Origin of the sequence: Nonomuraea sp. NPDC050556 (assembly GCF_044457355.1) — a bacterium.
In the GTDB taxonomy this organism is placed as follows: domain Bacteria; phylum Actinomycetota; class Actinomycetes; order Streptosporangiales; family Streptosporangiaceae; genus Nonomuraea.
This window is the reverse complement of record NZ_JBITGU010000001.1, coordinates 623,282-639,186: the sequence shown is the minus strand read 5'-3', so window position 1 is coordinate 639,186 and position 15,905 is coordinate 623,282. Positions and strand designations below refer to the sequence as shown.

General features: G+C 71.3%; 20 protein-coding genes. 10 read left to right on the top strand and 10 right to left on the bottom strand.

The window, feature by feature from the left end:
- Nucleotides 1-60: 60 nt before the first annotated feature.
- From ACIBG8_RS03235 to ACIBG8_RS03225, 3 genes are read left to right on the top strand one after another with little or no spacing between them, the layout of a single operon-like run.
- The gene (locus ACIBG8_RS03235) at nt 61-570 is read left to right on the top strand and encodes a PadR family transcriptional regulator (RefSeq protein WP_397340833.1); all 510 of its coding nucleotides are present in this window, start codon (nt 61-63) and stop codon (nt 568-570) included.
- Nucleotides 567-1,298 carry an ABC transporter ATP-binding protein gene (locus ACIBG8_RS03230; protein ID WP_397340831.1) on the top strand — a complete coding sequence of 244 codons (732 nt, stop codon included), beginning with the start codon at nt 567-569 and terminating at the stop codon, nt 1,296-1,298. Before ACIBG8_RS03235 ends, ACIBG8_RS03230 begins: the two co-directional genes overlap by 4 nt.
- A gap of 4 nt (nt 1,299-1,302) precedes the next feature.
- Nucleotides 1,303-3,087: an FtsX-like permease family protein gene (locus tag ACIBG8_RS03225; protein ID WP_397340829.1), complete on the top strand. Its 1,785-nt coding sequence runs from the start codon at nt 1,303-1,305 to the stop codon at nt 3,085-3,087.
- Nucleotide 3,088: 1 nt separating this feature from the next.
- Here the strand turns inward: ACIBG8_RS03225 and ACIBG8_RS03220 are convergent, their stop codons facing one another.
- From ACIBG8_RS03220 to ACIBG8_RS03210, 3 genes are all read right to left on the bottom strand, one after another.
- Entirely contained in the window at nt 3,089-3,880 is a 792-nt protein-coding gene (locus ACIBG8_RS03220; protein WP_397340828.1) for a S1 family peptidase, read from the bottom strand.
- Nucleotides 3,881-3,982: 102 nt separating this feature from the next.
- Nucleotides 3,983-4,759, bottom strand: coding sequence for an endonuclease/exonuclease/phosphatase family protein (locus ACIBG8_RS03215; protein ID WP_397340826.1), 777 nt, complete (start codon nt 4,757-4,759; stop codon nt 3,983-3,985).
- A complete protein-coding gene (locus tag ACIBG8_RS03210; protein WP_397340825.1) occupies nt 4,759-5,397 on the bottom strand; it encodes a TetR/AcrR family transcriptional regulator in 639 nt (212 codons plus the stop codon). Before ACIBG8_RS03210 ends, ACIBG8_RS03215 begins: the two co-directional genes overlap by 1 nt.
- Before the next feature lie 122 nt (nt 5,398-5,519).
- On the opposite strand from ACIBG8_RS03210, the gene ACIBG8_RS03205 reads away from it, so the two are divergent.
- The 3 genes from ACIBG8_RS03205 to ACIBG8_RS03195 all read left to right on the top strand — a co-directional run bounded on the left by ACIBG8_RS03205 (nt 5,520) and on the right by ACIBG8_RS03195 (nt 7,587).
- Nucleotides 5,520-5,864 (top strand): hypothetical protein, encoded by a 345-nt coding sequence (locus tag ACIBG8_RS03205; protein WP_397340824.1) that lies wholly within the window; start codon nt 5,520-5,522, stop codon nt 5,862-5,864.
- A gap of 444 nt (nt 5,865-6,308) precedes the next feature.
- Nucleotides 6,309-6,887 carry an SRPBCC family protein gene (locus ACIBG8_RS03200; protein WP_397340822.1) on the top strand — a complete coding sequence of 193 codons (579 nt, stop codon included), beginning with the start codon at nt 6,309-6,311 and terminating at the stop codon, nt 6,885-6,887.
- 49 nt (nt 6,888-6,936) lie between these two features.
- Entirely contained in the window at nt 6,937-7,587 is a 651-nt protein-coding gene (locus ACIBG8_RS03195; protein ID WP_397340821.1) for a GNAT family N-acetyltransferase, read from the top strand.
- Nucleotides 7,588-7,767: 180 nt separating this feature from the next.
- Here ACIBG8_RS03195 and ACIBG8_RS03190 read toward each other — a convergent pair whose 3' ends face one another.
- From ACIBG8_RS03190 to ACIBG8_RS03175, 4 genes are all read right to left on the bottom strand, one after another.
- Nucleotides 7,768-8,493: a class I SAM-dependent methyltransferase gene (locus ACIBG8_RS03190; RefSeq protein WP_397340819.1), complete on the bottom strand. Its 726-nt coding sequence runs from the start codon at nt 8,491-8,493 to the stop codon at nt 7,768-7,770.
- 12 nt (nt 8,494-8,505) lie between these two features.
- Nucleotides 8,506-9,912, bottom strand: coding sequence for a M14 family zinc carboxypeptidase (locus tag ACIBG8_RS03185; protein ID WP_397340818.1), 1,407 nt, complete (start codon nt 9,910-9,912; stop codon nt 8,506-8,508).
- Entirely contained in the window at nt 9,912-10,190 is a 279-nt protein-coding gene (locus ACIBG8_RS03180; RefSeq protein WP_397340817.1) for a hypothetical protein, read from the bottom strand. Before ACIBG8_RS03180 ends, ACIBG8_RS03185 begins: the two co-directional genes overlap by 1 nt.
- A gap of 126 nt (nt 10,191-10,316) precedes the next feature.
- Nucleotides 10,317-10,454 (bottom strand): hypothetical protein, encoded by a 138-nt coding sequence (locus tag ACIBG8_RS03175; protein WP_397340816.1) that lies wholly within the window; start codon nt 10,452-10,454, stop codon nt 10,317-10,319.
- A gap of 113 nt (nt 10,455-10,567) precedes the next feature.
- On the opposite strand from ACIBG8_RS03175, the gene ACIBG8_RS03170 reads away from it, so the two are divergent.
- Both ACIBG8_RS03170 and ACIBG8_RS03165 read left to right on the top strand, forming a co-directional pair.
- Nucleotides 10,568-11,632, top strand: a complete 1,065-nt coding sequence (locus tag ACIBG8_RS03170) for a cytochrome P450 (RefSeq protein WP_397340815.1) — start codon at nt 10,568-10,570, stop codon at nt 11,630-11,632.
- Between the two features lie 67 nt (nt 11,633-11,699).
- On the top strand, nt 11,700-11,966 hold the full coding sequence (locus ACIBG8_RS03165; protein ID WP_397340814.1) for a hypothetical protein: 267 nt from the start codon (nt 11,700-11,702) through the stop codon (nt 11,964-11,966).
- Here ACIBG8_RS03165 and ACIBG8_RS03160 read toward each other — a convergent pair.
- Entirely contained in the window at nt 11,956-12,540 is a 585-nt protein-coding gene (locus ACIBG8_RS03160; protein ID WP_397340813.1) for a TetR/AcrR family transcriptional regulator, read from the bottom strand. The two genes, ACIBG8_RS03165 and ACIBG8_RS03160, sit on opposite strands and share 11 nt — an antisense overlap.
- A gap of 83 nt (nt 12,541-12,623) precedes the next feature.
- Here ACIBG8_RS03160 and ACIBG8_RS03155 point away from each other — a divergent pair, with 83 nt between their 5' ends.
- On the top strand, nt 12,624-13,403 hold the full coding sequence (locus tag ACIBG8_RS03155) for an SGNH/GDSL hydrolase family protein (protein ID WP_397340812.1): 780 nt from the start codon (nt 12,624-12,626) through the stop codon (nt 13,401-13,403).
- Here ACIBG8_RS03155 and ACIBG8_RS03150 read toward each other — a convergent pair.
- Nucleotides 13,366-14,244 (bottom strand): LysR family transcriptional regulator, encoded by an 879-nt coding sequence (locus tag ACIBG8_RS03150; RefSeq protein ID WP_397340811.1) that lies wholly within the window; start codon nt 14,242-14,244, stop codon nt 13,366-13,368. The two genes, ACIBG8_RS03155 and ACIBG8_RS03150, sit on opposite strands and share 38 nt — an antisense overlap.
- Before the next feature lie 136 nt (nt 14,245-14,380).
- Between ACIBG8_RS03150 and ACIBG8_RS03145 the strand changes: the two genes are divergently transcribed.
- The gene (locus tag ACIBG8_RS03145) at nt 14,381-15,133 is read left to right on the top strand and encodes an aldo/keto reductase (protein ID WP_397343887.1); all 753 of its coding nucleotides are present in this window, start codon (nt 14,381-14,383) and stop codon (nt 15,131-15,133) included.
- On the opposite strand, the gene ACIBG8_RS03140 is transcribed toward ACIBG8_RS03145, so the two are convergent.
- The gene (locus ACIBG8_RS03140; protein ID WP_397340810.1) at nt 15,110-15,895 is read right to left on the bottom strand and encodes an NAD(P)H-binding protein; all 786 of its coding nucleotides are present in this window, start codon (nt 15,893-15,895) and stop codon (nt 15,110-15,112) included. The genes ACIBG8_RS03145 and ACIBG8_RS03140 overlap by 24 nt on opposite strands.
- Nucleotides 15,896-15,905 lie beyond the last annotated feature (10 nt).

Genomic DNA, 15,905 nt, shown 5'->3' with positions numbered 1-15,905 from the left:
CTTGCCAACCGTGGGGGCTAACCGTTAGATATAGGGGCTAACGGTTAGAGGAGGTCCCCCATGCAGCAGGAAGTGGTCCTGGCGATGCTGGCCAAGGAGCCCTCGCACGGCTACGAGCTGCGCGCCCGCCTGCGCGACGCGCTCGGTCCCCTCGGCGACGCGATGAACGACGGGCAGGTCTACGTCACGCTGACCCGGCTGGAGAAGGCCGGGCTCCTGGAGGTCGAGCGGACAGCCGACCGCAAGGTGTACGCGCTCACCCCCGAGGGCCAGCAGCGGGTCGCCGAGTGGATCGCCGAGGTGAGCTGGCCGAAGCCCGACCTCGCCGAGTTCCACCTCAAGCTGATCGCCGCCGCGTCGGCCGGGCTGGCCGACCCGATCACCATCGTCGACACCCAGCGGCGCGAGCTGCTGCGCCGCCTGCGTGACGCCCAGCGCGCCGCCATGGCCGAGCCGCCCCAGTCGAGCGCGGCGCTGCTGCTGGAGGGCATCGTGCTCCGGCTCCAGGCGGACCTGCGCTGGCTGGAGGCGTGCGAGAAGAACTGGACCTACAGAAGGAGCGGACTGTGAGCACGGTGCTGCGCGCCCGAGGGCTGCAGAAGGAGTACGGCAGGGCTGAGGGGTTGGTGCGCGCCGTGGACGGGGTCGATCTCGACGTCGCCGAGGGCGAGACGGTCGCGATCATGGGGCCCAGCGGCTGTGGGAAGTCGACGTTGCTGCAGTTACTCGGCGGGCTCGACCGCCCCTCGGGCGGTGAGGTGGCGCTGAACGGCTCCCGCATCGACGGCCTCAGCGAGAAGGCACTGGCCGAGCTGCGCAGGACCGCCGTCGGCTTCGTCTTCCAGGCTTTTCACCTGATGGAGGAGCTCACCGCGGTGGAGAACGTCGAGTTGCCCGCGCTGCTGGCCGGGCGGTCGCCGCGGGCCGCCAGGCGGCGGGCGGAGGAGCTGCTGGAGCAGGTCGGGCTGGAAGGGCGGGCGCGGTTCCTGCCGTCCGCGCTGTCCGGCGGGCAGCGGCAGCGGGTCGCGGTCGCGCGGGCGTTGAGCACGGAGCCGTCGGTCGTCCTCGCCGACGAACCGACGGGGAACCTGGACAGCGCCGCCACTCTGGACGTCCTGCGGCTGTTCGAGGGGTTGCACGAGTCCGGCCAGACGCTGGTCATCGTCACCCACGACCCGCGGATCGCGGCCACGGCCGACCGGATGATCACGATGCGCGACGGCGCGTTCGTGGACGACACCAGGTTGACCGGGGGCACCACCGGGCAGCTCGGCGCGCTCCTCGGGCTCGGGGACTGAGGGCATGGGGCGCATCCTGCTCGTGTGCCGCCTCGCCGTGCGTGACCTGCGGCGGCGCCGTACCGAGACCGCACTGCTGCTGCTCGCCGTCATGGCGGCCACCACGACGCTGACGCTCGGGCTCGTGCTGCGTGACGCGTCCGGCCAGCCGTACCTGAGCACCAGGGCAGCCACCGCCGGGCCCGACGTGGTCGCCAGCGTCGGCCAGGCGTCGAACCTCGCGGAGCTGGAGAAGCTGGCCGCCGCGCCCGGAGTCACCGGCCACGGCGGGCCGTACCCGGTCGCTGCCGCGAAGCTCGCGGTCGCCGGTCGCACGTCGGACGTGCAGGCCGTGGGGCGCGACGCCGCTTCCGCCCCGGTCGACCGGCCCGAGCTGGTTCAGGGCAGCTGGGCCGGTGGTGGGGGCGTGGTGGTCGAGGCCGCGTTCGCCAACGCGCTCAGCGTGCGCGTCGGTGATGAGGTCACGCTGAACGGCAGGCCGTACAAGGTCACCGGGGTCGCGGTCACCGCCGCCATGCCGCCGTATCCGGGGTCGTCCTGCGTCGTCCCCTGCATGAACGGCGCCGGGGACGACGCGCCTTCCGGGGTGTTGCGCAATCCCGGGCTCGTCTGGGTGAGCCAGGCCGACGCGCTGGGTCTCGGCGCGGACGCCTACCTGATGAGCCTCAAGCTGGCCGACCCCGGCCAGGCCCAGGCGTTCGTCGAGGCGAACCGAGGCGTGCAGGCGCAGGCGTGGACCACCATCCTCGACGACGCCACCGACCTGGCCAAGGACTCCCAGATCCTGCTGCTCATCGGGGCCTGGCTGCTGGGGCTGCTCGCCGTGGCCAGCCTTTCCGTGCTGGTCGGCGGCCGGATGGCCGACCAGACCAGGCGGGTCGGGCTGCTCAAGGCGGTCGGCGGCACGCCGGGGCTGGTCGCCGCCGTGCTGCTCGCCGAATACGTGCTCGTGGCCGCCGTCGCGGCGGCCGCCGGGCTGGTGGCCGGGTCGCTGACCGCTCCGCTGCTCACCGAGTCCAGCGCCGGACTGGTCGGCAGCGCGGTCACGCCGCCGATGACCCTGTACACGGCCGTTGTGGTGACCGCCGTGGCGCTCGGGGTCGCGGTGGTCGCGACCGCCGTCCCCGCCGTGCGCGCCGCCCGCTCCAGCACCGTCGCGGCGCTGGCCGACTCGCCGCGCCCGCCGCGCCGCGTCGGGTGGCTGATCGCGATGTCGGCGCGGCTGCCCGTCCCGCTGCTGCTCGCCCTGCGGGTCGCCGCCCGGCGTCCACGCCGGGTCGTGCTGGCGGTGGTCAGCATCGCGATCACGGTCAGCGGGATCTACGTGCTGCTGGTGCTGGACGCCTTCCTCACCGCGCAGCCGCTCGTCGGCGGGTACGGCTCCGCGCAGGTGGAGGTGCTGCGCCACGTGCTCCTGGTCTGGACTGTGATGCTGCTCGCGCTGGCGGCGGTCAACGCCGTCGTCATCACCTGGGCGACCGTACTCGACAACCGGCACTCATCCGCGCTGGCCCGGGCGCTCGGCGCGACCCCGCGCGACGTGACCACGGCCCTGGCCGCCGCGCAGGTGCTGCCCGCGCTCGCCGGGGCCGTCCTGGGCGTCTTCCCCGGCGGGGTCGCGCTGTTCGCCGCCATCAGCGCGATCACCGGCGGCGACAGCGCGAAGGTGACGCTCCCCTCGCCGTGGCAGCTCGGGGTCCTGGTGCTGGCCACCGTACTCGTGGTGACCGTACTCACCTCCGTCCCCGCCCGCCTCGGCGCCCGCCGCCCGGTGACCGAGCTGCTCTGAGTTACTTGCGGATCGTCCTGCTGATCCACTCCGCGTACGCGGGCACGTTGGTGTACAGGCCGGGGCCCTCCGCGCAGGAGGGGCTCTTGGCGCCTGGGCCCGAGGTGACGCCGATGAGCTCCCATCGGCCGTTCCTGCCGCGTTGCATCTGCGGGGAGCCGGAGTCGCCGTTGCACGCCATGGCCTTGGGCACCCGGCTGATCGTGCACAGCCGGGTGTCTCCGGCGAAGCCGGGGCCGCACTCGGAGACCGCGCCCCGTCGGGTGTCGAGCTGGTTGAGCCGGTTGGACATCTTCCAGTCGGCCGGGGTCGTGGCGGCCTTGGTGATGCCGAAGCCGATGATCCGCGTCGGGGTGCCGGGCCCTCCCGGGCGTTCTGCGAGCTGGATGGGCTTCTTGGAGACGGGGCGGTCCAGGCGGATCAGGGCGATGTCGTTCTGGTTGGGCGAGGACTGGGCGTAGCCGGGGTGGGTCACCACCTGCGCGATCTTGCGGACGGTTCCGCCGGACTTGCGGTGGTCGCTGCCGACGCGGACGGTTCCGTTGGGGATCGAGCCGATCTCCATGTCGAGGCAGTGGGCGGCGGTCACCACCCACTGCGGGTCGATCAGCGCCGCCCCGCACACGCCGTCCTTGAGGCCCAGGGCGGGAGCGGAGATCGGGATCGAGGCCATGAACGGGTAGGACTCCGTGGCCTTCTTGCCGTTGACGATCGCTCCGGCGCTCCCGGCCGTCGCCACGAGACAGGCCGCACCGGCCAGAGCGACAACGGCGAACGATTTGGTGCTGAACACAGGGAGTAGCCCTTCGCTGGAAGATTGTGACGTTATGAAGCTATATGTCGTGATCCAGCGAGGGCGATCATGGCAGCACGACAACGCAGAGTAGGGAATGCCCTACCGGGTCACCGTGGCGTGCAGGGGGACGTGGTCCGACCAACCGGCTCTGGCGCGGTCGACGAAGCAGCCGCGCATGCGGCCGTCGGCCGCGAACACGTAGTCGATCTTCCGTTTGCGTGTGACGTAGGTCCAGCGGTTGCGCGGGTCGCACTCGTCGCGGCCGTCGTAGGCGGTGGCGGCGGCGCGCGGGGTGAGGTTGAGGTCGCCGCCGACGACGCCTCGGGAGAGGGCGAGCAGCTCGCGGAGCTGTTGGTGGCGGTACGGCGCGCCCTTCTGCCGGTCGTCGTAGACCGAGCCTGAGGAGAGGTGCGCGGTGCAGAACGTACGGCCTGCCGTACAGATCGCGAATCTTCTGGTGGCCCACGGCGGGGAGGTCAGCGGGTGCACCTCGAAGCGGGCGTCGGGTTCTGCGACGGCCATCGTGACGCTCCAGGTCCCGCGCGACCTGCCGGTCCAGTCGGGGGCGCATTCGTACGGCGAGCCGTCCGGGCGGGTGAATCCGGCGGACTTGACGCTCCAGGACCGGCCGGTGCGTGACTCCAGCTCGCGTTCGAGGTCGGCGTCTGCGCCCGTGCAGAACTCCTGGAGGAAGACCACGTCCGCCTTGGTGGCCAGGACGGCGACGTGCCAGGCCAGCTCGGCGGTGCTGCGGCGGAAGAGGGGGCAGCTGCTGTAGGTGCCCGCGCAGGCGTTCCACGTCATCACCTGGATCACCTGGGGCTGCGCGGGCAAGGTGACGGCCAGTTGAGCGGCGATCAGGAGGCTGCGGATCATCACACCAGCAACTCGTCCAGCTCGGCCTGGAAGAGGAGGGCGGGGTCGAAGCCCATTCCGGCGAAGTGGCCGGAGAGCTCCAGGGACAGGACGCCGTGCAGCCTGGTCCAGAAGCGCAGCGCGCGGTGCAGGACCGTGGGTGGGTCCCGGTGGTCGCCCGCCCAGTCGCGGTGGTCGGCCAGGTGGGCGTCGAACGGCGTCGCCGAGCGGTCCCAGGGTAGTGCGGCGCTGGCGTCGAGGAGGATCGCCATGGTCTGGGAGGAGATCAGGGTGATGTCGGCGGGGGCGTGGTAGCCGGGGACCGGGGTGCCGTAGATGAGGAGGTAGCGCTGGGGGTCGTCCAGGGCCCAGGCGCGCAGGGTGTGGGCCAGTTTTGCCAGGTCGGCGCCCTCGTCGGCGGCTTGGCCGAGGGTGTCGGCGAGGCTCTGGTAGGCGTCCCTGATGAGTTCGGTGATGAGCTCGTCGCGGCTGGCGTAGTAGCGGTAGAGGGCTGGTCCGCTCATGCCGAGTTGTTTGGCGATGGCGTTGAGGGAGAGCGCGGAGGCGCCTGTGGTGGCGATCTGGCGCCAGGCGTGTTCCTTGATCTCGGCGCGTAGTTGGGTGCGGTAGCGCTCGCGCGGGGTCTTCGTGTCCGCCATGACCGTCCCTTGGCTACATCCTGCAGATTTAGTTAGAGGCTATCACGAACGTTATTGAGTCTGCCGATATTCGCCAGTTATAACTTCTAACGAAAGACAGAGTGCCTAACAAAGGAGACGCCATGTCGAGATCAGTGATCGTGTCCGCCTGGGCGGTCCCCGTGATGGTGCTCGGCCAGTTCGCCCTGCTGGCCGTGGTCCCGGTGGTGATAGCGGTCGTCCGGGCCCGCGACCGTGCGGTTCGTGTGGCGGCCGCGCTGCTGGCGGTGGTGTATGCGATCCCGCTGGCCGTGTGGCTGATCCGCCCGGACGGCGCACCGAGCCTGTCGAAGGACATCCACCCGGCCTTCGTCGCGTTGGTCGTCGCCGCGTCGGCCACCCTCATCGCGACAACCCTCCGCGCCCGCAAGCAGCGACGCTCCTCCACTCCCCACGCACTAACGGTCCTTCGCGCCCGCAAGCACTAACGATCCTTCGGGCCAGCAAGCGTTGATGGTCCTTGGCGCCCGCGAGCGCTGATGCTCGTGCGCGCCTCCAAGCGCTCAGGGCCCTCCGCTCCCCCAGCAGCAACGGTCCTGCGTGCCTCCAAGCGCCAACGGTCCTCCGCTTCCCCAAGAGCTGGCGGTCCTTCGCCCCCGCGACCGCGGGAGGTCCTTCACGCCCAACCAGCGTGGGTCCTCCACGCCAGCGAAGCGCTCTCCCTGACCGCAAAGAAGCGTGGCCCTCCGCGCCCGCAAGCGCTGACGATCCTCTCTCCCCGCAGGCGCTGATGCTCCTCTCTGCCCGCACGCGCTGATGATCCCCCGGGCCCGCAGGCACCTTCGGCTCTTCGCACCCGCAAGCGCTGACGATCCTCCACGCGCAAAAGCGCGACCCGCTCACACCGGCAAGCACTGTTGAAGGGAATCACCATGTTCACCGAGGTCATGATGTCGCTCGCCCTGAGTGTCACTCTCGCGGGCAGCGTCCCCGCAGACGCGCAGCCCCGCCTGGAGTGTCGTGGGGTGGGGGTCGACGTCGCGGCGAAGATCCGCTACCGGACCGAGATCCTCATCAAGGCGCCCCTGAGCACCGTCTGGGCCATCCAGACCGACGTCAAGCGCTGGCCCTCCTGGCAGAAGGCCGTCACCTCCGCCGAGCGCCTGGACCACGGCCCGCTACGCAAGAACTCCCGCTTCCGCTGGACCAGCCCGGTGCCCGAGACCCCCGTCACCCCCGCCACCACGCTGGTCATCACCTCGACCGTCCGCCAGCTCCAGCACCACACGTGCATCCGCTGGACGGGACCGGCTGTCGGCGAGGGGCTGCGCATCGACCGGGGCGTCCACGTCTGGACGTTCACCCCGGTCAAGGACGGCGTGCTGGTGCGCACCGAGGAGACCCACGCGGGCGAGCAGATCGAGACCAACGTGCCGCTGGCGAAGGGGTTCCTCGGAAAGGGGCTCGAGGCCTGGCTGCACGACCTCAAGACCGCCGCCGAAGCACGCTGACCAATAGGGGGATGCGTGCCGCCAGAGCTCGCGTCCAGGGTGCTGGATCATGTCGATGTCCGCATATCCCCCGCTCAACCTGCACGTTCACACCCCGCGCATCACCTTGGCCGCGGCGACGGACGAGCTCCTCGAACGCCTTGTCCCCGTGGAACGTAAGGGTGTCGTCGTTTCCAGGCCCTGGCCGTTCGACGACCCGATGTCCCTCTACGACGACAGCCCCCAGCGGGAGTGGGGCTGGCTGCGCGGCATCTGGGCCGGGCGGGCCCGCGTGAACGAGGACTTCTGGCGGCTCTACTTCGTCGTCATGGTGGACGGCGAGCCGGTCGGGATGCAGGACCTCTTCGGCATGGGCTTCACGAAGTACGGCACCGTGGGCACCTTCTCCTGGCTCGCCCCCGACCTGCGCGGCCGCGGGCTGGGCAAGGAGATCCGCCAGGCCATCCTGCATCTGGCCTTCGAGGGTTTCGGCGCGCGGGAGGCGGAGAGCGACGCGTTCCACGACAACGTGGCCTCCAACCGCGTCTCCGAGGCCCTCGGTTACGAGCCGAACGGCGTCACCTGGGACACCCGCCGAGGTGAAGCCGCCCCCTTGAACCGGTGGAGGCTCACCAGGGAACGCTGGGCGAAGACCCGCCGCGGCGACATCGACCTCGTCGGCGTCGCCGAGTGCCGCCCGGTGCTGGGAATCACGCAATAAGACGTCTCCCTCAGGTGAGGGAGGGGTCTTTCCGACAGGTGCTCCAAGAGCTCTTGGAGCACCTGTCTCCCCTCACGAGGAGAGAGAAGCAGAGGTGGGAGGGGCTCCTCATCTCCGGAGGGTTCTGGGCACTCTCGAGGCGAAGGGTCCTTCTGCCAGGTGCTCCAAGCCTGTGAAGGATCACGCCACAAGCAGGCGGAGGCCGAGCTCCGCCGCGTCCAGGTCGAGCAGGTCGCGGTTGCGCTCGGCCCACAGCCCCGAGGCGAGGTCGCCGCGGAGCCCGTCCACCACGCGCCGCTCGACGTCCGGCCCGACCCGGGCCCAGACCGAGACCCCGCGCCGCACGTCCTCCTCCAGATACGCCTCGGGCCGCCGCCAGTAGGCCTCGAACAGGCCGTCAGCGCAGTCCCACGGGATCAGCACCGGCTCCACCCGCGCACCGATCGCGCGGGCCTGCTCATCCAGCGAAGGACGCCCGGCGGCAAGGCCCGCGAACTCGGGCAGGTAGTCGCGGATCAGCCAGAACTGGTCAGGGTCGCTGCCGTCGTAGGTGAACACCACCACGCGCCGCGCGACCCGCCGCATCTCCCGCAGCCCGGCGATCGGGTCGGGCCAGTGATGCGTGGTGGAGACCGCCATCGCGACGTCGAACGACTGGTCCTCGAACGGCAGGCTCTCCGCGGTGGCGGCCACCACCGGCGCGGAGCCGGCCGGGCGCTGCGCCCGCATGACCGCCGACGGCTCCACCGCGGTGACGTCACGGTCGGTGGGCTCGTAGGAGCCGGTGCCCGCGCCGACGTTCAGCACGGTACGCGCGTCCCCCAGCGCCGCCCAGATCTGCTCGGCGATCCGCGGCTCGGTGCGCCGCGTCACCGCGTAGGTGGTCCCGATCGTGTCGTACAACATCACGCCATTTGATCACACAGGTCCCTCGTCCATCAGGCTCGCGACGACGTCGGTGACCCGTCGCCCGGCCTCGCGTTCCAGCCTGGCGCTGACCGCCTCCAGGCTCGGGTCGAGCTCGCGGAGGAGCGCCGCGGCCTCGCCCGCGAGGTCCGGGTCGAGGACGGCACCCTCGTCCCCGACCAGCCGCCCGGCGCGGTTCACCAGGTCGGCAGCACGTCCGCGCCGCCGTTCGTCGGTCATCACCACGTTCAGGAGCCCCGTCTGCGCCCCTTCGAACAGCGCGATCCACGCCCGGCCCGCCTCGGTGGTGCCCAGCAGCTCGTCGCGCACCTTGCGCAGCGCGTCGACCTCCAGCTCGTGGCCCAGCAGCTCGATCGCGCAGATGCACTGCTGGACGAGCGCCAGCAGCCCGGACTTCACCTCGCGCTTGATCGGTTCCGGGTCGGCGGGGTGGAAGGAGTCGCGGGCGTTGCCCACGAAGGGACCGGCCTCGATCGTGTAGCCGTAGACCTTGCGCTGCGCGGGGTTGGCGATGTGGCGGCTGTAGGCGTAGTCGCCGTGCGTGCCGGTCGTGCCGTACAGGTCGAAACCGCTCTGGTTCTTGTACACCCGCCCGCGCACCGCGGCGATCGCGTCGACGATGCGCTGCCCGACGGTCGTGAAGCGGAGCTGGTCGCGCGGCGACAGGTACTCCTCGTAGCCGGGCACGCCGATCGGCCGGCAGGTGCCGGTGGGCAGCGTGGTGAAGTTCCTGCTCGGGTCGGTGGTCTGCGCGGGCGCGTGGCCCCACGGGTAGAGCACCAGCTCGGAGTAGGAGTGCACGTCGGCGAAGCAGTCGACGCGGAGCGTGTCGAGCAGGTGCCTGACGTTGCGCGTCTCCGGCTCGCTGGTCGCCCCGGTGCCGACGTAGACGTCGGTGCAGGGATTGCAGGAGGTCTGGCCCTCCGTGACCCCCCACAGGAAGTCCGCGTTGCGGTTGAGGTCGACGCCGTCGCAGGTGGTGCCCGCGTTGTCCCGGCGGTTCTTGCGCCACATGTCGTCGGTCGTCATGACGTACGCCCTGCCGTCGGGGTTGACGCAGGGCAGGAGGTAGAGGTCGAGGACGTCGAGCATCAGGCGCAGCTCGGCCACCGGCCAGACGCGGCCGCCCAGCACCAGGTCCTGGCCGGTGCGGTCGGCGTTGATCAGATCGACCGCCAGCTCGACCAGCAGGTCGGGGTTCATCAGCTCGCGGGCGTGGGTGCCGCCGATGAGGAGCACGCCGCGGCGCTCTGGACCGCCGCCCCTGCGTACCCGGAGGGCGCGGATCGGCCGTCCCTCGACGGAGTTCTCCGGCAGCGGAACGAGCGTGCAGTACTGGGGAAGAGCCTGGGCCAGCAGGCCCACCAGGTCGTCGAGCTGCTGTGCAGTCCGGTACATCAGAGCTGCCCCTCGATCCACGCGCGTGCCGCGTCGTCGCCCATGATCAGGTCGGCGTCCAGCGGCCTGACCGGCACCGCCGCCTGAAGGTGCACGTGGACGCCCTGGTCGAGCAGGCGCACGACCTCGTCCAGGTCGATCAGGACGCGGACGTCGCCCGCCTGGTCGGGTACCCGGTCAAGATCGAGGTCGGCGGCGAGCTGGGCGACGTCCGCCGTCAGTTCGGCTGCCGGGTGCACCGTCGCCTCGAAGCGCACGCTGCGTGGGTCTACGGTCACGATTACCACCCCTGTCCAGGGTGGGCTCAGGAACCTCGCAGGTCAATGCGTATTTTGCCCACCCAGGTCGATCGGCGCGCCGTCACGCCGGGCGCGGGGCGCCGAGAACGGCGAAGCGCAGACCGATCAACGCCCCTCGTCGTGGTGGTCGTAGCCAGAGTAGCCCTGCTCAACGGTGGTGCTCGCCTGGGCGGGCATGGCGGCCATCGCCGTCGTGGCGGTCGCGAGAATCGCCACGCTGGTGAGAAACGCGGGGACCTTCATGTGTTTCCTCCTCGTTGGATCGGAATGAGGGCGACCGTAGAAATCCCCGATTGACTTCTCGTGGAGAAGCGCACAAACCGATCGTCAATGTGCGTGGTGCAGGGTGGCCCGCCATGAAGCGACTTCCCGTTGCACCCGGCCGGCGGCTCCTGGGCAGGCTTCACCTGCTCCACCGCTACCTAGACGAGTGGACCAGGGCGTACGGCCCGCTGTACCGGTTCCGCCTGGGCGGCAAGCCGTTCGTCGTGGTCGCCGATCCCCAGCGGGCCAGGCAGATCCTGCGCGACCGCCCGGACGGCTTCCGCCGCATGTCCGCCATCGGCGACGTGCTCGGCGAGCTGGGCCTGGCCGGGCTGTTCGCGGCCGAGGGCGACGACTGGCGCAGGCGCAGGCGCCCCGTCGCGCGGGCGCTGAACGCCGCCCCGGCCGAGGAGGTCGTCGCGGCGGCCACCGACCGGCTGCGCGAGCGGTGGGCGCGCCGCTCCCCCGGCGGCGACGTGCACGCCGACCTGATGCGCTTCACCGCCGAGGTGATGGCGGGTGTGGCGCTCGGCAGGGAGCTGGCGGCCCGCGAGAGCCTGGCGGAGATCTTCCCGATGCTGGCCCGCCGCATCAACGCCCCGTTCCCTTACTGGAGGTATGTGAAGCTGCCCGCCGACCGGCGGCTCGACCGGGCGATCGCGGCGCTGCGCGCGGAGATCGGCGGAGGCCCGTTCCTTGAAGCGATCCCCGCGGACCAGGCGTTCGCCGAGGCGATGACCGTGCTCGTGGCGGGGCAGGACACCACGGCGTCCACGCTGTCCTGGCTGCTCCACCACCTGGCCACCCACCCGGGCGCGTGGGAGCGGGCGCGTCTGGACCCGGACGAGGTGATCAGGGAGTCGATGCGGCTGCGGCCGGTCGCGCCGTTCCTGTTCCTCGAGACGCTGCGTGACACGGACATCGCCGAGGCCAGGGTGCCGCGTGGCACCGCCGTCATCGTCATGACGGGCGCGGCGTTCGGCGGCGGGCCGCGCGTGTGTCCTGGCAGCGCGCTGGCCATGCTGGAGCTCAGGAGCGTCGTCGCGATGCTGCTGGACACCTTCGAGCGGCCGGTGAGCACGGTTCTTCCCGGCGAGCGTTTCACGTTCGCCGTCGAGCCCGTCGGCCTGCGGCTGGAACTCACACGACGCCGATGAGATCCCGATAAGAACGCATGTATGTCGTTGGCGGATTCTCCGCTCATGACATCTTTCGTCCCACCACATGGCGGTCGCCGCGTGGGGTCTGGGGTTCACGTTCTGGACCACGGTCTCCGTCCTCTCCTACACCCGCGTGGCCGACCTGGCCGTCGGCGAGGTCGCGACCGAGCTGACCGTCGCGGGCCTGGCCGGGCTGGCGGCAGGGCCGCTGGTCGAGGGCGGTGGGCCCATGACCAGCCAGCCGACCAGCGCGGTCTTCACCGTCGCGGGCTGCCTGGCGCCGCTCGTGGTCCGTCGCTTCGCCAGGGAGGCCCTCTCGCTCATGGCCTGAGCGCGTCCAGGAGGGTGTGGGCGAAGGCTGCTGCCGCGTCGGCGTCGCCGCGGTGGTCCGGGGCGGACATGTGGGCCAGGAAGGCGTGCTGGAAGCAGGCGCCGAGCAGCAGGCCCGCCGCCGCCTGGACGTCGGCGTCCCGCCGTACACGGCCCGCCTCCTGCTCGGCGCGCAGGTAGGCGGCCAGCGCCTCGTTCGCCTTGTGCGGCCCGGCTCCCTGTCGCCGCAGTTCCTCCTTGTGCGTGGCCAGGGTGGCGGGGTCGGCGAACATCGAGGCGAGCATGGGGAAGCCGTCGCGGTAGAACGCGATCGCCGCCTCGGCGACGGCGGTGAGGTTGCCGGCGAGCTCCCCGGTCCCGGCCTTGCCGTGCAGCGCCTGCGCCAGCCGGGCCATGCCGGGCGACCGTTCCCGCACCACCGCCACGATCAGGTCGGCCTTGTTGGTGAAGTGCTTGTAGAGGGCCGCCTCGGTGAACCCGGCGGCCTGCGCGATCTGCCGGGTGGTCGTGTTCGCCAGCCCCCGCTCGGCCATCACCCGCGCCGCCGCGTCGAGGATCACATCCCTGGTACCCATCCGCTTCCCTTCCCAGGCTTGACCGGTTAGTAAACGCTCACTAATCTGGCTAACGAGCGTTTACTAACTTATCGGAGGTCCCCGTGGTCGCCGTCATCCTCGCCCTGATCCCCGTCGGAGGGCTGGGAGCCCTCATCTACGTCGCTTTCCGCCGCCCGCCCGCCAACCCGCCCATCGGCCCCGGCGCCCACACTGTCATGGTCGGCTTCGGCGACAGCCTCACCCACGCCACGCTGAGCACCGACTGGATCGGCGCGCTGCGCGACCGGCTCGGCCCCGACGGCTACGCGTTCTTCAACGCCGGACAGAACGGTCATACCAGCGCCGACCTGCTGCGCCGCCTGGACGACGTGGTGTCCCGCCATCCGGATGCCGTCACCATCTGGGTCGGCACCAACGACGCACGCAACAACGTCCCGGTGACCGAGTTCCGCGCCAACCTGGAGGCGATCGTCGACGGGCTGCGCACCCGCACCACCGCGCGCCTCGCGCTGATGTCGTCGCCTCCGCTCGGCGAGGACCTCGACGGCGAGATGAACCAGCGGCTCGCCCCGTACGTCGCCGCCACCGAGGAGGTCGCCAGGCGGGCTGCCCTGACCTACCTGCCCGCCCACGAGCGCCTCGCCGAGCATGCCGGGAAGTACGGCAAGGCGCCGCGTTACGCCTTCGGCTTCGGTCTGGCCATGCGCGCCGCCGTGCAGCGTTACGTCCTGCGCCGCTCGTTCGACGCCATCGCAGCGGGCAACGGCCTGACCGTGCTCACCGACCACGTCCACCTCAGCGACCGGGCCGGTGCCACGGTCGCCGACCTGGTCACCGGCTGGCTCACCCGCACTCACGCAGCCGGTCCACGACAGCGCTGACGGCCGGGCGGGCCGAGGCGCTCTCCCGCCACAACGCGAACACCCGCCGCGTGGGCGGCGGGTCGATCGCCACGAACCGCACCCCGCCCGGCCCGGACTCGCGCCCCAGGCGAGGGATCACCGCCACCCCCAGACCCGCGGCGACCAGGGCGAGCTGGGTCGAGTGCTCCGAGGCCGTGTGCGCCACCCGCACCCCCGCCAGCGTCCTGACCAGCCAGTCGTGGCAGATCTGCCCCTGGCTCCAGGTGATCCACTCCTCGCCCGCGAGCTCACACACGGCCACCCGCTCGCGCGCGGCGAGCGGGTGGTCGTCCGGCACGGCGAGGTCGAACACGTCGTCCAGCAGCGGCAGCCGTACCAAGGTCGCGGGTACGGCCAGCACGTCCTCGGCCCAGTCCTGGACGACGGCCAGGTCCACGTCGCCGCGGACCAGCGCGGGGATCGACTCGTGCGGCTCCTGCTCCGACAGCGACACCGTCAGGTCCGGGTACCGCGACCGCAGGCTCCGCAGCACGCCGGGCAGCAGGCCGCGCGCGGCGGTGGCGAACGCGGCGACCGTCATCGGCCCGGTGACCGCGCCCCGGTGGCGATCGAGCCGGGTCTCCACGCGTTCGACGTGGTTGAGCAGGTCTCCCGCCTCGCGGGCGAGCACCTCTCCAGCCCCGGTCAGCCGTACGCCCCGGCCCTGCCGTTCGACCAGGAGCTGGCCGACCTCGCGTTCGAGCCGCGCGATCTGCTGGGAGATGGCCGAGGTGGTGACGTGCAGCGTGCGGGCGGCGCCCGCGACGGAGCCTGTCGTCCAGATCGCGTGCAGGACGCGCAGCCGCTCCAGGTTCAACACCGTAGTGATGCTACGCGATGAGGGAAGAAAGAGTCACTTGTCCTAAGCGATGGGTGGAGGACACAGTGGGCTCGTGCCCATCCACCAGATCACCCTCGGCAAGGACCTGCCCGTCCACCGGCTCGGCTTCGGCGCGATGCGGCTGACCGGCGACCCCGCCCGGCTGGACCGCGAGACGGCGAGGTCGATCGCCCGCCGCGCGGTCGAGCTCGGCGTCACGTTCTTCGACACCGCCGACTCCTACGACTTCGGGGACAACGAGGAGCTGCTCGCCGAGGCGCTCCATCCGTATCCGCCGGACGTCGTGATCGCCACCAAGGGCGGCCAGATCAACCTCGGGCCGCGCTGGATCCCGCTCGGCCGCCCCGAGTACCTGCGCCAGCAGGCGGAGCTGAGCCTGCGCCGGCTGCGGCGCGACCACCTCGACCTCTACCAGCTGCACCGGATCGATCCCACGGTGCCGCTCGCCGACCAGATCGGCGCGCTCAGGCTGCTGCAGGACGAGGGCAAGGTCCGCAATATCGGTTTGTCCGAGGTCACCGTGGCGCAGGTGGAGGAGGCGGAGGCGATCACGCCGATCGCGAGCGTGCAGAACCGCTACAACTTCACCGACCGCGCTTCCGAGGACGTCCTGGATTACTGCGAGCGGCGCGGGATCGCCTTCATCCCGTGGTTTCCCGTCGCGCCGCTGACCCGGTCCGCGCACGGCGGCCTCGACGCGGTCGCCGCGCGCCTGGGCGTCAGCCGTACGCAGGTGGCCCTCGCCTGGCTGCTGCACCGGTCGCCCGTCATGCTGCCGATCCCCGGCACCTCCTCGCGCGTGCATCTGGAGGAGAACGTCGCCGCCGCAGAGATCGACCTGAGCTCAGCCGAGGAACTCCTTCAGTGAACGCGGCTCGCGGCCCAGGATGTCGGCCACGGTCGTGGTCGTGCTCGCCCAGCGGCCGTCGCCGATCTGCGCCATGAGGGCGGCCAGATCGGCGGGCATGCCGCGCCTTTCCAGGTGGGCTGCGGCCTCCTCGACCGGCAGGTCCACGTAGCGCACGGGGCGGCCGAGCGCGCGGGTGAGCTCGGCGGCGACCTCGTCGTGCGTGGGCGCGACCGGCCCGGTGAGCTCGTAGGTCGCGTCGGCGCCGACGGGGCGGGTGAGCAGCGCGGCGGCGACGGCTGCGATGTCCCGCGCGTCGATGTATCCGACAGGGCCCCTGCCGTACGAGCCGAAGATCCGGCCCTCCTCGTCGACGTCGGCGGCGAGGTTCTGCATGAAGCCGACGGGCGCCAGGATCGACCACGGCACTCCTGAGGCCTTGAGATGCCGGTCGACCTCGCCGTGCATGCCGAACCCGAGCAGGCTGGCCGACGTCACGCCGCGCACGGAGACGGTCACCACCTGGGCCACGCCCGCATCCGCCGCACGGTCGATGACCCCTTGGTGGGCCCGCACGAACCCCGGCCACAGAGCGCTGTTGAGGAAGAGCCGGTCGCCGGGCTCCAGCGGGATGCTCTCCGGGCGTTCCAGATCGCCGACCACGTAGGGGCAGCCGAGCTCCTCGCCCTGTTCCGCCCGCCTTACCACGGCCAGCGCCGACCCGCCGAGCTCCTCGATCAGCGCGCGCCCGATGGTGCCCGTCGCACCCGTCACCACGATCATGGTTACCTCC

Excerpts from the sequence above, each read along its gene's own strand:
- ACIBG8_RS03165 (WP_397340814.1), top strand. The coding sequence starts at position 11,700 with ATGGCGGTCGCCGCGTGGGGTCTGGGGTTCACGTTCTGGACCACGGTC.
- ACIBG8_RS03190 (WP_397340819.1), bottom strand. The coding sequence starts at position 8,493 with ATGTTGTACGACACGATCGGGACCACCTACGCGGTGACGCGGCGCACC.
- ACIBG8_RS03185 (WP_397340818.1), bottom strand. The coding sequence starts at position 9,912 with ATGTACCGGACTGCACAGCAGCTCGACGACCTGGTGGGCCTGCTGGCC.
- ACIBG8_RS03160 (WP_397340813.1), bottom strand. The coding sequence starts at position 12,540 with ATGGGTACCAGGGATGTGATCCTCGACGCGGCGGCGCGGGTGATGGCC.
- ACIBG8_RS03200 (WP_397340822.1), top strand. The coding sequence starts at position 6,309 with ATGTTCACCGAGGTCATGATGTCGCTCGCCCTGAGTGTCACTCTCGCG.
- ACIBG8_RS03235 (WP_397340833.1), top strand. The coding sequence starts at position 61 with ATGCAGCAGGAAGTGGTCCTGGCGATGCTGGCCAAGGAGCCCTCGCAC.
- ACIBG8_RS03205 (WP_397340824.1), top strand. The coding sequence starts at position 5,520 with ATGTCGAGATCAGTGATCGTGTCCGCCTGGGCGGTCCCCGTGATGGTG.
- ACIBG8_RS03215 (WP_397340826.1), bottom strand. The coding sequence starts at position 4,759 with ATGATCCGCAGCCTCCTGATCGCCGCTCAACTGGCCGTCACCTTGCCC.
- ACIBG8_RS03170 (WP_397340815.1), top strand. The coding sequence starts at position 10,568 with ATGAAGCGACTTCCCGTTGCACCCGGCCGGCGGCTCCTGGGCAGGCTT.
- ACIBG8_RS03225 (WP_397340829.1), top strand. The coding sequence starts at position 1,303 with ATGGGGCGCATCCTGCTCGTGTGCCGCCTCGCCGTGCGTGACCTGCGG.
- ACIBG8_RS03140 (WP_397340810.1), bottom strand. The coding sequence starts at position 15,895 with ATGATCGTGGTGACGGGTGCGACGGGCACCATCGGGCGCGCGCTGATC.
- ACIBG8_RS03145 (WP_397343887.1), top strand. The coding sequence starts at position 14,381 with ATGCGGCTGACCGGCGACCCCGCCCGGCTGGACCGCGAGACGGCGAGG.
- ACIBG8_RS03195 (WP_397340821.1), top strand. The coding sequence starts at position 6,937 with ATGTCGATGTCCGCATATCCCCCGCTCAACCTGCACGTTCACACCCCG.
- ACIBG8_RS03210 (WP_397340825.1), bottom strand. The coding sequence starts at position 5,397 with ATGGCGGACACGAAGACCCCGCGCGAGCGCTACCGCACCCAACTACGC.
- ACIBG8_RS03175 (WP_397340816.1), bottom strand. The coding sequence starts at position 10,454 with ATGAAGGTCCCCGCGTTTCTCACCAGCGTGGCGATTCTCGCGACCGCC.